This window comes from Burkholderia metallica, from assembly GCF_001718555.1.
GTDB lineage: Bacteria > Pseudomonadota > Gammaproteobacteria > Burkholderiales > Burkholderiaceae > Burkholderia > Burkholderia metallica.
The window spans coordinates 750,291-762,612 of the sequence record NZ_CP013403.1; the positions used below are offsets into that span (position 1 = coordinate 750,291).

At 69.4% G+C, this 12,322-nt stretch carries 10 protein-coding genes and 1 riboswitch; of the genes, 6 read left to right on the forward strand and 4 right to left on the reverse strand.

Annotated elements, in window-relative coordinates; translation table 11 throughout:
• The first annotated feature begins 29 nt into the window (after window positions 1-29).
• From WJ16_RS23120 to WJ16_RS23140, 5 genes are all read left to right on the forward strand, one after another.
• The gene (locus tag WJ16_RS23120; protein WP_069259395.1) at window positions 30-737 is read left to right on the forward strand and encodes a chemotaxis protein CheW; all 708 of its coding nucleotides are present in this window, start codon (window positions 30-32) and stop codon (window positions 735-737) included.
• Window positions 734-3,046 carry a hybrid sensor histidine kinase/response regulator gene (locus tag WJ16_RS23125; RefSeq protein ID WP_069259396.1) on the forward strand — a complete coding sequence of 771 codons (2,313 nt, stop codon included), beginning with the start codon at window positions 734-736 and terminating at the stop codon, window positions 3,044-3,046. The genes WJ16_RS23120 and WJ16_RS23125 overlap by 4 nt, the downstream gene beginning before the upstream one ends.
• On the forward strand, window positions 3,043-4,062 hold the full coding sequence (cheB, locus tag WJ16_RS23130; protein ID WP_069259397.1) for a chemotaxis response regulator protein-glutamate methylesterase: 1,020 nt from the start codon (window positions 3,043-3,045) through the stop codon (window positions 4,060-4,062). The genes WJ16_RS23125 and cheB overlap by 4 nt, the downstream gene beginning before the upstream one ends.
• A gap of 72 nt (window positions 4,063-4,134) precedes the next feature.
• Window positions 4,135-4,236: riboswitch (Fluoride riboswitch) on the forward strand.
• A gap of 79 nt (window positions 4,237-4,315) precedes the next feature.
• A complete protein-coding gene (locus WJ16_RS23135; RefSeq protein WP_069259398.1) occupies window positions 4,316-5,557 on the forward strand; it encodes a voltage-gated chloride channel family protein in 1,242 nt (413 codons plus the stop codon).
• A gap of 104 nt (window positions 5,558-5,661) precedes the next feature.
• The gene (locus WJ16_RS23140) at window positions 5,662-6,249 is read left to right on the forward strand and encodes a hypothetical protein (RefSeq protein WP_069259399.1); all 588 of its coding nucleotides are present in this window, start codon (window positions 5,662-5,664) and stop codon (window positions 6,247-6,249) included.
• A 17-nt stretch (window positions 6,250-6,266) separates the two neighbouring features.
• Here WJ16_RS23140 and WJ16_RS23145 read toward each other — a convergent pair whose 3' ends face one another.
• Together WJ16_RS23145 and WJ16_RS23150 are read right to left on the reverse strand one after the other, a co-directional pair.
• On the reverse strand, window positions 6,267-6,980 hold the full coding sequence (locus tag WJ16_RS23145) for a riboflavin synthase (RefSeq protein WP_069259400.1): 714 nt from the start codon (window positions 6,978-6,980) through the stop codon (window positions 6,267-6,269).
• A 206-nt stretch (window positions 6,981-7,186) separates the two neighbouring features.
• Window positions 7,187-9,049: an ABC transporter ATP-binding protein gene (locus WJ16_RS23150; RefSeq protein WP_069259401.1), complete on the reverse strand. Its 1,863-nt coding sequence runs from the start codon at window positions 9,047-9,049 to the stop codon at window positions 7,187-7,189.
• A gap of 485 nt (window positions 9,050-9,534) precedes the next feature.
• Here WJ16_RS23150 and WJ16_RS23155 point away from each other — a divergent pair, with 485 nt between their 5' ends.
• On the forward strand, window positions 9,535-10,416 hold the full coding sequence (locus WJ16_RS23155) for a Dyp-type peroxidase (protein WP_069259402.1): 882 nt from the start codon (window positions 9,535-9,537) through the stop codon (window positions 10,414-10,416).
• 100 nt (window positions 10,417-10,516) lie between these two features.
• Here WJ16_RS23155 and WJ16_RS23160 read toward each other — a convergent pair whose 3' ends face one another.
• Window positions 10,517-10,918 carry an OsmC family protein gene (locus WJ16_RS23160; RefSeq protein ID WP_069259403.1) on the reverse strand — a complete coding sequence of 134 codons (402 nt, stop codon included), beginning with the start codon at window positions 10,916-10,918 and terminating at the stop codon, window positions 10,517-10,519.
• Between the two features lie 98 nt (window positions 10,919-11,016).
• A complete protein-coding gene (locus WJ16_RS23165) occupies window positions 11,017-11,940 on the reverse strand; it encodes a LysR family transcriptional regulator (protein ID WP_069259404.1) in 924 nt (307 codons plus the stop codon).
• Window positions 11,941-12,322: the final 382 nt, after the last annotated feature.

The window sequence follows — 12,322 nt, forward strand, 5'->3', positions numbered from 1 at the left end:
GACCGACACCGCGATGACCAGAGGAACTCATGAACCGCGCCGCCGCTGCCATTGACGAGACGACGATCGACGTCGACGATTGCTGGAACCGGATCGGCACGCGCGGCGACCGCACGTGCGAGCGGCTGAACGACTGCCTGCGCTGCCTGAACTGTCCGGTGTACGCCCGTCACGCGGCGAAGCTGCTCGAGCGCCCGCTCGACGGGGCCGAGATGGCCGACGCCACGCGCCGGATGAGCGCGCCCGGCGCGCCGCACGTGCACGACGCCGATGCCGATACGCGCCACGCGGCGCTGGCCTTCCGGGTGGCCGACGAATGGCTCGCGCTGCCGATCGGCGTGCTGCGCGAGATCGCCGGCACGCGCCCGATCCATTCGCTGCCGCATCGCCGCCATTCGGCCGTGCGCGGCGTGGTCAACATTCGCGGCACGCTGCGCATCGCGATCTCGATCGGCGCGCTGCTCGGCCTCGATGCCGGCAAGGGCGCCGGCGGCGCCGACGACGGCCGCTTCACGCGGCTCCTGGTGGCCGCGCACCAGGGCGAGCCGGTCGTGTTTCCGGTCGACGAAGTCGAGGGCGTGCTGCGCTTCGGCGCCTCCGACTGGGTGCCCGTGCCGGCGACGGTCGGGCGCGCGAGCGCCGGCCTGTCGCGCGGCGTGCTGTCGTGGCGCGGCAAGTCGGTGGGCCTGCTCGACGACGACCGCCTGTTCGACGCAGTCACACGGAGCATGCGATGAGCGGCGATGACGACCTGAGCCACCTGTCGCTGCTCGAGCTGTATCGAGAGGAAACGCGCACGCAGACGCAGGCGCTGTCCGAGCGGCTGCTCGCGCTCGAATCGGGCGAGCCCGATTCCGTCGCGCTCGAGGCGTGCATGCGCGCCGCGCATTCGCTGAAGGGCGCCGCGCGCATCGTCGGCGTGCCGCTCGGCGTCGACATCGCGGGGCGGATGGAAGAGTGCTTCGTCGCCGCGCAGGCCGGCACGATCGCGTTGACGGCCACGCACGTCGACGTGCTGCTGGCGGGCGTCGATTTGCTGGTGCGCGTCGGCGATCCGCAGGGGCAACCCGTGACGCAGACGGAGATCGACGTGTTCGCGGCGGCGCTGACGGGCGCCGACGGCGCGCAGACGATGCAGGCGCCGCCTGCCGCGCCGCCGCCGCCGGCGTCGCCGTCGGTCGTGCCGTATCGCGAGCACGACGGCGCCGCGAACGAGCCCGTCCGGGCCAGCGCCGCGGTGCCGCCGCTCGCCGTGTCGGGCACGGTGCCCGATCCGGTCCAGGCCGGCCGCGTGGCCGGCGCCGGCGCGATGCGCCGCGTGCGCGCGGAAACGCTGAACCGGCTGCTGAGCCTGTCCGGCGAGTCGCTGGTCGAATCGCGCTGGCTCAAGCCGTTCGCCGAATCGATGCTGCGCGTGAAGCGCGCGCAGCGCGACGCGGCCCGCTCGCTCGATCTGATGTACGAACAATTCGCCGACGATCTCGACGCGGGCATGCTCGCGTCGATGAACGAAGTGCGGCACATGCTCAACGACCTGCAGCGTTCGCTCGCCGAGCGCATGGACGAGTTCGACCGCTTCGAGCGGCGCAGCACGCATATCGCCGAACAGCTTTACGACGAGGCGCTGCAGTGCCGGATGCGGCCGTTCGGCGACGCGACCCGCGCGTATCCGCGCATCGTCCGCGATCTCGCGCGCTCGCTCGGCAAGCAGGTGCGTTTCTCGATCGTCGGCGAGGGCACGCAGGTCGACCGCGACATCCTCGACCTGCTCGACGCGCCGCTCGGCCACCTGTTGCGCAACGCGATCGACCACGGCGTCGATTCGCCGGACGCACGGCGTGCGCGCGGCAAGCCGGCCGAGGCGAGCGTGACGCTGGAGGCGCGCCACAGCGCCGGCTCGCTGCTGGTCAGCGTGATCGACGACGGGCCCGGCGTCGACATGGACGCGCTGCGCGCGGCCGTCGTGCGCCAGCGCCTGACCGACGACGAGACGGCCGCGCGGCTATCCGACCCCGAGTTGCTCGAATTCCTGCTGCTGCCGGGCTTCTCGATGCGCGATGCGGTCACCGACGTGTCGGGCCGCGGCGTCGGCCTCGACGCGGTGCAGGAGATGGTGCGCGGCGTGCGCGGCGCGGTGCGGATCTTCAACGAGCCGGGCGCGGGCATGCGCTTCGTGCTGCAACTGCCGCTCACGCTGTCGGTGATCCGCAGCCTGCTGGTCGAGGTCGGCGGCGAACCGTATGCGTTCCCGCTCGCACACGTGCGCCGCACGCTCGAACTCGCGCACGACGACATCGACGTGCTCGAAGGGCAGCCGCATTTCCCGTTCGACGGCCGGCGCGCGGGCCTCGTCGCCGCGCACCAGCTGCTCGACGCGGGTGAGCCCGACGTCGCACGCGCGAGCACGGCGGTCGTGGTCGTCGGCGGCGAACCCGAGCTGTACGGCGTCGCGGTGGACCGTTTCCTCGGCGAGCGGATGCTCGTCGTGCAGCCGCTCGACAGCCGCCTGCAGAAGATCCAGAACATCGCAGCCGGCGCGCTGCTCGAGAACGGCGATCCGGTGCTGATCGTCGATGTCGAGGACCTGATCCGCTCGGTCGACAAGCTCGTGCGCGGCGGGCAGCTCGCGCGGCTCACGCGTGACCCGCAGCTCGCGCTGGCCGACCGCCGCCGTCGCGTGCTCGTCGTCGACGATTCGCTGACGGTGCGCGAGCTCGAACGCAAGCTGCTGGAAAAGCGCGGCTACGACGTGACGGTCGCGGTCGACGGAATGGAAGGCTGGAACGCGGTGCGCAGCGATGCGTTCGATCTCGTCGTCACCGACGTCGACATGCCGCGCATGGACGGCATCGAGCTCGTCACGCTGATCAAGAACGACCCGATGCTCAAGCGCGTACCGGTGATGATCGTGTCGTACAAGGATCGCGACGAGGATCGCCGCCGCGGGCTCGATGCGGGCGCCGACTACTACCTCGCGAAGAGCAGCTTCCACGACGAGGCGCTGCTCGACGCGGTGCACGACCTGATCGGAGATGCGCGAGGATGAACATCGGCATCGTCAACGACCTGCCGCTCGCCGTGGAGGCGCTGCGCCGCGTGCTCGCGCTGCGCACGGATCACCGCGTGCTGTGGGTCGCGACCGACGGCGACGAGGCGGTGGATTTCTGCGTCGCGCATCCGCCCGATCTCGTGCTGATGGATCTCGTGATGCCGAAGGTCGACGGCGTCGCCGCGACGCGCCGGATCATGGCGCGCGCGCCGTGCGCGATCCTGATCGTGACGGCGAGCGTCAGCGCGAACACGTCGTCGGTCTACGAAGCGATGGGCGCCGGCGCGCTCGATGCGGTCGACACGCCGACGCTCGCGCTCGGGCTGTCGACCGACGCGTCGCCGCAGGCGCTGCTCGCGAAGATCGACCAGATCGGCCGGCTGCTCGAAAGCCGCACCGCGACGCTCGTGCCTCCCGGGCCGGCGCCCGTGCGCGGCCAGCCGACGCTCGTCGCGATCGGCGCGTCGGCGGGCGGCCCGACCGCGCTCACCGCGCTGTTGCGGGCGCTGCCGGCCGATTTTCCGGCGGCGATCGTGATCGTCCAGCATGTCGACCAGGCGTTCGCGCTCGGGATGGCCGAGTGGCTCGACGGCTATACGCGGCTGCCGGTGCGCGTCGCGCGGCAGGGCAGCGTGCCGCAGGCCGGCGAGGTGCTGCTCGCGGCGACCAACGATCACCTGTACCTGGCGCCGCGCGGCGTGCTCGGCTACACGCGGCATCCGGTCGAGACGCCGTACCGGCCGTCGGTCGACGTGTTCTTCAACAGCATCGCCGACGGCTGGCAGGGCGAAGCGTTCGGCGTGCTGCTGACCGGCATGGGGCGCGACGGCGCGCTCGGCCTGCAGGCGATGCGCGCGAAGGGCTGCTACACGATCGCGCAGGACGAGGCGACCAGCGCCGTCTACGGGATGCCGAAAGCGGCCGCGGCGATCGGCGCGGCGTCGGCGATCCTGCCGCTCGAACAGATCGCGCCGCAGCTGATCTCGCGCATCGCGCGGCCGCTGCGCGGCTGACGGCATTCAGGCGCCGCGCGACGCCGTCCCGTGCGACCGCGTTGCGGGCGTCGTCGGGCGTCGCGTACAATGGCGGCCAGCGGAGATGGCATGCCTCCCTGCGGTCGTATCCGGCGCGTTGCACGGTGCGGCCCTCAACCGCCGGTCAGCCCGGCTGATGATGCCTGCGTGTTCCTGGGTCGTCAGGAGGTCGCAGGCCGTCCACGCGGTATTCTGCCGCCCAGGTTTTGATGTTCCGTCGAATCTGGAAATCATGTTTTTCACGACTTCTGCCGATCTTCTCGCGACCGTGCGCTACGTGTGCCGCTGGCTCGCGCTCTCGGCCCTGCTCGGCACGCTGGCCGGCACGGCTTCCGCGTGGTTCCTGATCGCGCTCGACTGGGCGACCGGCACGCGCGTGGCACACCCGTGGCTGCTATGGGGGCTGCCGGCCGCCGGTTTCGCGACCGGCTGGATCTATCATCGCTTCGGCCAGTCGGTCGCGCGCGGCAACAACCTGCTGATCGACGAGATTCACGACCCGAAGGCGCTCGTGCCGAAGCGGATGGCGCCGCTCGTGCTCGTCGCGACCGTCGTCACGCACCTGTTCGGCGGCTCGGCCGGCCGCGAGGGCACGGCCGTGCAGATGGGCGGCGCGCTCGCGGATCGCGTCACGCACGTGTGCCGACTCGATCGCGAACATCGCCGCGTGCTGCTGATGGGCGGCATCGCGGCCGGGTTCGCGTCGGTGTTCGGCACGCCGCTCGCGGGCGCCGTGTTCGGGCTCGAAGTGCTCGCGATCGGGCGCGTGCGGTACGACGCGCTGCTGACCTGCGTGGCCTGCGCAATCGTCGCGGACGTCGTATGCCGCGCGTGGGGCGTGCATCACACGGCCTATGCGATTCCGTTCGTGCCGACCGTGTCGGCGACGGGGCTGGCCGCGACGGTCGTCGCGGGCATCGCGTTCGGCGTGGTCGGGCGGCTGTTCGCGTTCGCGACGCATGCGCTGACCGCATGGTTCCGGCGCGCCGTCCGCTATGCGCCGCTGCAGCCGGTGCTCGGCGGCCTGCTGGTCGCCGCGGCCGCTACCGCGCTGAACGTGCCGCAATATCTCGGCCTTGGGATTCCGACGATCGAGGCCGCGTTCCACGGCCCGCTGCCGCTCTACGATTTCGCGGGCAAGTTCGCGTTCACCGTCGTCACGCTCGCGTCGGGGTTCAAGGGCGGCGAGGTGACGCCGCTGTTCTACATCGGCGCGACGCTCGGCAACGCGCTCGGCCAGGTGCTGGCGTTGCCGGTGCCCGTGCTCGCGGGGCTCGGCTTCGTCGCGGTGTTCGCCGGCGCGGCCAATACGCCGATCGCGTCGACGATCATGGCGATCGAACTGTTCGGCGCGGATATCGGCGTGTATGCGATCGTCGCGTGTGTCGTCGCGTATCTGTTCTCCGGGCACGCGGGGATTTATCGCGCGCAGCGCGTGGCGGTGGGGAAGGGCGCGCAGGCGGAGGTGGAATGAGGCGGGGCGGATTCGAGCAAACGCAGTCCGTATCCTGGCGTGAGCAGTTGCCCCACGCACCCATGCGGCACCCAAGGTGACGAAAACGGAGCGCGCGACATCCAATGACACTGGAAGACTTTCTGACCGAAGCGCGGCGCCTTGCCAGGCCATGCCGGCAATACCGCTTCGCGGAACACGGCGAACTCGTCACCGGCTACTGGCATGGGGTCGAAGCCGGCGCGTTATGCGTTTCCGCCGAGCGCGACGGCGCCTGGCTGAACGTGTATCTCGACGAGGACGGCACATCGGGCCGCGTGGAAACCACCGTGCAACCGGTCCGGTCCGAACGCCCGCTGTACCGTTCCGACGCAACGTCGCTGCCACCGATCGACGCGGTGTTCCGCTTCGGCTCCGCCGCGATCGACACGTATCTGAACGCGCACGGCTGGCAACGCGGCTGGGGATTCAACGACAACTTCAAGGGCATCGCGGCGCACGACTACGCGCGCGAGTGGATGGCGCAATGTCCGCTGTACACGGGCGGGGTGGTCGCCGTCGCGGGCGGCTGGAACATGCGGTGGCCCGACGACGGGGATGAATGGCTCGACCTCGACCTCGATCTCGTTGTCTGGACGTTCGAGGAAGCGGAGCCGTGGGTCGAGGTGTTTTTCGACGGCAGCCGGTACGCGGTGATCCAGCGGATCACCTAGCGCGTGGCCGGCAGCCGTTACTGCTTCGGCAGGCGGGCGACGTGGCGCGCCAGCAGTTCCTCGATATCGATGCCTTTTTCCGCGAGCAATGCGGTGACGACGCCGTTCAGTTCGCCGAGCGTTTCCTTGACCGATTCCCGGATCGTGTCGACGACCACCTGCGTGCTGCGCTCGATCTCGATGTTGACCGTGTCGTTGACGCCCTTCGCATCGAAAGTCGTCGCGCGTCGCGTTTCGGGAATCAGCCAGACGTCGAACCAGCCTTCGTCGCGATTGACGTCGGACACCGTCAGGCTGCAGCCGTTGATCGCGATATAGCCCTTCGCGAACACGTAGCGCTTGAACGCGTCCGGCACGCCGATGCGCACCATCCGGTTGTGTTCGGACACCGCGATGTGCCGGATCGTCCCGGTGAAGTCGACGTGGCCGGACAGCGGATGCCCGCCGATCTCCGCGCCGTCCTTCGCGGCCCGCTCCACGTTGACGCGGCCGCCCGTCGCGAGATCGGCCAGCGTGGTGATCCGCAGGCTCGGCAGCATCACGTCGAAGTCGATCAGCTCCGGCGAATGGATGGTCGTCACCGTCAGGCAGACGCCGTCGACCGACACGCTGGCGCCGATCTCGATGTCGTCGGTGAACCGCTCCGGGAATTCGATGCTGAAGGTTCTCAGTTCCCCGTGATCGGCGATGGCCTTGATGGTGGCAACGCCCTGGACAATTCCTGTAAACATGGTCGATCCCTAGTCGCAAATTTCCTGGTCGACATGATAAGTGATCCCGGAAGCGGCGGCCTGGCGCCGCTTGGCGTCGGGGTGGCCGGCGGGGTTCGCGGGCGAAAAAAGGCCGTGCACGTGGCACGGCCTCGATCCGGATCCGTTTATCGACGCGCGCCGGCGGTGATGACCGCACCGCCGGCGCACGTTGCGACACGCTCGCGTCACACCGCGGCAGGCTCGCCGAGCGGCCCGGCGGCATCGTCCGCGATGCGCCGCGGCGAATCGGCGAGCCCCTTCGCGAGCTCCAGCGCCTGCCGTTCGAACAGCCGGCGATAGATGCCGCCGTCGATCCGGATCAGCGCGTCGTGGTTGCCTTCCTCGATCACCTTGCCGCGATCGAGCACCAGCAGCCGGTCGAGCGCACGCACGGTCGACAGCCGGTGCGCGACCACGAGCGTCGTGCGGCCGACCATCAGCCGCTCCATCGCCTGCTGGATCAGCAGCTCGCTTTCGCTGTCGAGGCTCGACGTGGCTTCGTCGAGGATCAGGATCGGCGCATCGGCGAGGAATGCGCGTGCGATCGCGACCCGCTGGCGTTCGCCGCCCGACAGCTTGATTCCGCGTTCGCCGACGAGCGTGTCATAGCCGTCCGGCAGCGCGGCGATGAAGTCGTGCGCGCTGGCGAGCCGCGCGGCGCGCTCGATGTCGGCCCGACTTGCTTCGGGGCGCGCATACGCGATGTTCTCCGCGAGCGTGCGGTGAAACAGCACCGGTTCCTGCTGGACGATCGCGATCTGGCTGCGCAGCGAATCCTGCCGCACCTGCGCGATGTCCTGGCCGTCGATCGTGATGCGCCCGCCCGACACGTCGTACAGGCGCTGGATCAGCTTGATGAACGTCGTCTTGCCCGACCCGGAATGGCCGACGAGGCCCACGCGCTCGCCGGGCGCGATGCGCATCGAGAAATCGTCGTACAGCGGCACCGGATGGTTGCCGTAGCGGAACGTCACGTGCTCGAAGCGGATCTCGCCTTGCCCGATCCGGATCGCCGGCGCGCCGGGACGATCGTCGATGCCGAGCGGCTGGCGCTCGAGCGCGACGAGTTCTTCCATGTCGTTCACCGAGCGCTGCAGGTTGCGGATGTGCATGCCGACGTCGCGCAGGTAGCCTTGCAGCATGAAGAACATCGTCAGCGCGAACGCGATGTCGCCGACGCTCGCCTCGTCGTTCATCCACAGCCGCAGCGCGACGCCGATCATCGCGGCCTGCATCGCGACGAGCATCGCGCCCTGCAACCCGCCGTTGAGCGTGCCGCGCACCCACGTGCGGCGCGTGCGTTGCCGCCACTTGCCGATCACGCGCGCGAGCCGCGCCTCCTCGCGCGTTTCCGCGCCGAACGCCTTGACGACCGCGTTGCAGCTCACCGCGTCGGCGAGCGCGCCGCCCATGCGCGTATCCCACAGGTTGCCGAGCCGCGCGGCCGGCGCGACGATGCCGAGCGACACCGCGACCGTCACCGCGATGTACAGCAGCGACCCGGCGCCGACGACGAGCCCCATCACGGGCCAGTGCGTGCCGAGCAGCACGGTGGCGCCGACGAGCATCATGACCGACGGCAGCAGCGCGATCAGCACGGTGTCGTTCAGCAGGTCGAGCGCCCAGATCCCGCGCGTGATCTTGCGCACCGTCGAGCCGGCGAAACTGTTCGCGTGCCAGTCGGTCGAGAAGCGCTGCACGCGATGAAACGACGCGGCCGCGATCTCGCTCATCATCTTCAGCGTGAGCGTGATGATGTTCAGGTAGACGCCCTGGCGCAGCAGCGTCGCGCCGAGCCCGAGCGCGGCGAGCGTGCCGAACGCGACGAGGGCCGCATGCCACGCGGCGGCGCGGTCGGTCAGTCCGGTCGACAGCGCGTCGACGAGGCGGCCGGCGAACAGCGGCGTGAGCACGTCGGCGAGCGCGGCGAGCAGTGCGAGGCCCGCGACCGTGGCGGTGCGTGCCGGCTGCTTGCGCCAGTAACGGAAGGTGAAGCCGAAGACGGCCTGGAACGCCTGGCCGCCACGATGGGTGGTTTTTCTGGTCATTGATCGTTGCCCGGCGCATCGCGCGACGGGACTTTCCGGTTCGGAGAACATCGAAAACGCAACAGCCGGGCCGCGCGGAAACCGGGCGGCGGAACGAAACGGGCTGTCGGGAAACGGCGCGGCTGACGGGTTAGCGGAACACTCGGGAGCCGGCGCGAACGGCGGGCTGGATCAGCTACGCCGTGGGACCACGTTCGGGAAGGTGGCTGGCATTCGGAACATCTGCACCTCCCTGAAGTGAACGGTTGAAAGGACGCCGAAAAGACGTGAAAAGATTCTATCAGGACTGCCGGGCGCGCCGCAATGTCCGACGAATGCGGCGTTGCAGCGTCGATACGGTTAGTATTCGGGGTTTCGGCCCTTCTTTTGCGGCCTTTTCGCGGTGCGGCGGCGCAAGGCCGGCACGCCCGTCGATTACACTTCGGCGTCCGCGGCGCGCGGCTTCACGGCCCCGCGGATTCACCACGATACATTCTGAGGAAACGATGAGCGACGTTCAGCAAGGCATCCTGACCCCGATCGATACGGTGGCCCGATACCTCACTTTCACGATTTCGAACGACGGCAACGTCGCGGCGGCGCTGGCCGCGCTGCGCGAGATCGTCGACGGACGCGACACGGTCGTCGGTTTCGGGCACGCGCTCGCCGCGTATCTCGGGCATCCGGTTCCGGGCCTGACCGAATACCCGACGTTCTCGGTGAACGACCGCACGCTGCCGGTCACGCCGGCCGACGTATGGGTCTGGCTGCGCGCGGACGACCGCGGCGAGGTCGTGCTGCGCACGCGGGCGATCGAACGCGCGCTGGCGCCGGCATTCGTGCTGCAGGACGCGGTCGACGGTTTCCGCTATTCGAACGATCGCGACCTGTCAGGCTACGAGGACGGCACCGAGAACCCGGAAGGCGACGACGCGGTGGCCGCGGCGATCGTCACGGGGCAGGGCGTGGGGCTCGACGGCGCGAGCTTCGTCGCGGTCCAGCAATGGCTGCACGACTTCGACCAGATGGAGCGCATTCCGTCGGGCGACATGGACGACATCATCGGGCGCCGCCGCTCGGACAACGAAGAACTCGACGACGCGCCCGAATTCGCGCACGTGAAGCGTACCGCGCAGGAGAGCTTCGAGCCGGAGGCGTTCATGCTGCGCCGTTCGTCGCCGTGGTCGGACGCGCGCCGCGCGGGCCTCTACTTCGTTGCGTTCGGCTGCTCGTTCCGCGCGTTCGACGTGCAGATGCGCCGGATGAGCGGCGTGGAAGACGGCATCGTCGACGGGCTGTTCCGCTTCACGCGGCCGCTGACCGGCGCGTATTTCTGGTGCCCGCCGATGAAGGACGGCAAGCTCGACCTGTCCGCGCTCGGCCTGTAAGCGCCGGATGAGATCGACGAAACGGGGGCCGCGCAGCGTGCGCGGCCCCCGTTTTTTTGCGCGCCGACCGTGTGCGGTGCGCGTTACGTATTGCGCCGTATCAGCTCAACGTCGTGTCGATTCGCGTGCCGCGCTTGATGAACTGCGTGACCGGCGTCTTCTCGCAGATCTCGGCGAGGCGCTGGCGTTGCGCATCGTCGAGCGGGCCGTCGAGCGTCACGACGCGGCGCACGTATTGCGTGCCGTCGCGATCGGCATGCAGCTCGGTGCGCACGTCGATGCGCGCGGCGGGCCACGCCTTGCGCTGCATGTACATGCGCAGCGTCGCGGCCGTGCATTGCGCGAGGCCGGCCAGTACGAACGCGTACGGCGCGGGCCCGCGATCCTGGCCGCCTTCGCGCGGCGCTTCGTCGCCGGTCAGCGCATGCGTGCCGGCCTGCAGCTGAACGACGTAGTCGGGCGCATCGGCGTCGAGGACGGCGGCGGCGTGGATGAGCGGCATGGCTGGTCTCCGGGAAGAAGGAAGAAGGAAGCGGGCGCCGGATGGCGGCGCGCAGCCGTCAGCATATCGCCCCGGGCGCGAGCGCGTGCGCCGGGCGGCTATGAGTGAGCGACGCCGGCGCTGCTGCGCACGAGCGCGGCGATGCGCTCGCGCACCCACTGGTGCGCGCGATCGGCGTCGCGCGATTCGTGCCAGTACGCGAGGAGCGGGAACGGCTTGAGTTGCAGCGGCAGCGGCCGCACGACGATCGGCAGCATCGCGGCCATCCGCACCGCATAGGTATGCGGCAGCGTGACCAGCAGGTTGCCGGCCGCGGCGATCTGGCACGCGGCGAAATAGTGCTGGCACGTGAGCCGGATATCGCGGAGGCGTCCGTCGTTGCCGAGCAGCACGTCGAGCGATTGCGGCTCGCCGAACGACGACACCGTGACGTGCTGCGCCGCGAAATAGTCGCCGCGCCGCAGCGGCTCGCGCGCGAGCGGATGATCGCCGCGCAGCGCGACGACGAGCGAATCGTCGAGCAGGTGCTCGGTGGCGATGCGCGGGCCCGTCGGCACGCGGCGATCGACGGCGAGATCGAGATTGCCCGATGCGAGTTCGCGCTCGATGTCGGCCACCGCGATGCGGCGGCTCACGAGCCGCAGGCCCGGCGCTTCGTCGGCGAACGCGGCGACGATTCGCGGCAGCGCGATCGATTCGAGCACGTCGCGAATGCCGACCGTGATGCTCAGGTCGAGCGTCGCGGGATCGAATGCGGACGGGGCGCGCGCGGTGCCTTGCAGGCCCTTCAGGTGCAACTGCACGTCCGCGATGATCGAACGCGTGCGTTCGGTTGCCACGACGCGGTTGCCCTGGCGCACGAACAGCGGATCGTCGAAGTGTGCGCGCAGCCGGTTGAGCGCATGCGTGACGGCCGGCTGCGTGAGATGCAGCGCGCGGGCGGCCGCGCCGATGCCGCCGTGCACGTAGACGGCGTCGAGCACGCGAAACAGGTTCAGGTCGAGACGGTGATCGGCAGGCACGGGGCGCGGAGCGGCGTGGTGAACGGTGGATCGATTCTAAAGGATGCGAGGGCAACGGCCGCGCGCGCTTTCGTGCGTGTGGATCGTCGGCATCGAATCGGCGCGAATATCGTTTGCGCCGATATGCGGTTACGCATTATCCGAATATCCGACGCGATATGCGGTAATGAATTGCGCGGATTGCGGTGCAGGAAATCGTAATAATTGGCGATATCTGTCTGTACGATTCCGTACAGATCCGCCGGTAACCGTTAACAGCCTGTAGTAATCCGCCATCATGCTGTCCACGTCGGCCATTTCGCGCCAAAGGCGCGACCCGTTCGGCTAAGATGCCGTCGCTTCATATTTCGGGATAGCCGTCCTGTCGCACGTATTCAAACCA

Bases quoted from the DNA above. Each gene is read 5' to 3' on its own strand.
- WJ16_RS23140 (WP_069259399.1), top strand. From the start codon at position 5,662: ATGACACTGGAAGACTTTCTGACCGAAGCGCGGCGCCTTGCCAGGCCA.
- cheB (WP_069259397.1), top strand. From the start codon at position 3,043: ATGAACATCGGCATCGTCAACGACCTGCCGCTCGCCGTGGAGGCGCTG.
- WJ16_RS23135 (WP_069259398.1), top strand. From the start codon at position 4,316: ATGTTTTTCACGACTTCTGCCGATCTTCTCGCGACCGTGCGCTACGTG.
- WJ16_RS23125 (WP_069259396.1), top strand. From the start codon at position 734: ATGAGCGGCGATGACGACCTGAGCCACCTGTCGCTGCTCGAGCTGTAT.
- WJ16_RS23145 (WP_069259400.1), bottom strand. From the start codon at position 6,980: ATGTTTACAGGAATTGTCCAGGGCGTTGCCACCATCAAGGCCATCGCC.
- WJ16_RS23160 (WP_069259403.1), bottom strand. From the start codon at position 10,918: ATGCCGCTCATCCACGCCGCCGCCGTCCTCGACGCCGATGCGCCCGAC.
- WJ16_RS23150 (WP_069259401.1), bottom strand. From the start codon at position 9,049: ATGACCAGAAAAACCACCCATCGTGGCGGCCAGGCGTTCCAGGCCGTC.
- WJ16_RS23155 (WP_069259402.1), top strand. From the start codon at position 9,535: ATGAGCGACGTTCAGCAAGGCATCCTGACCCCGATCGATACGGTGGCC.
- WJ16_RS23120 (WP_069259395.1), top strand. From the start codon at position 30: ATGAACCGCGCCGCCGCTGCCATTGACGAGACGACGATCGACGTCGAC.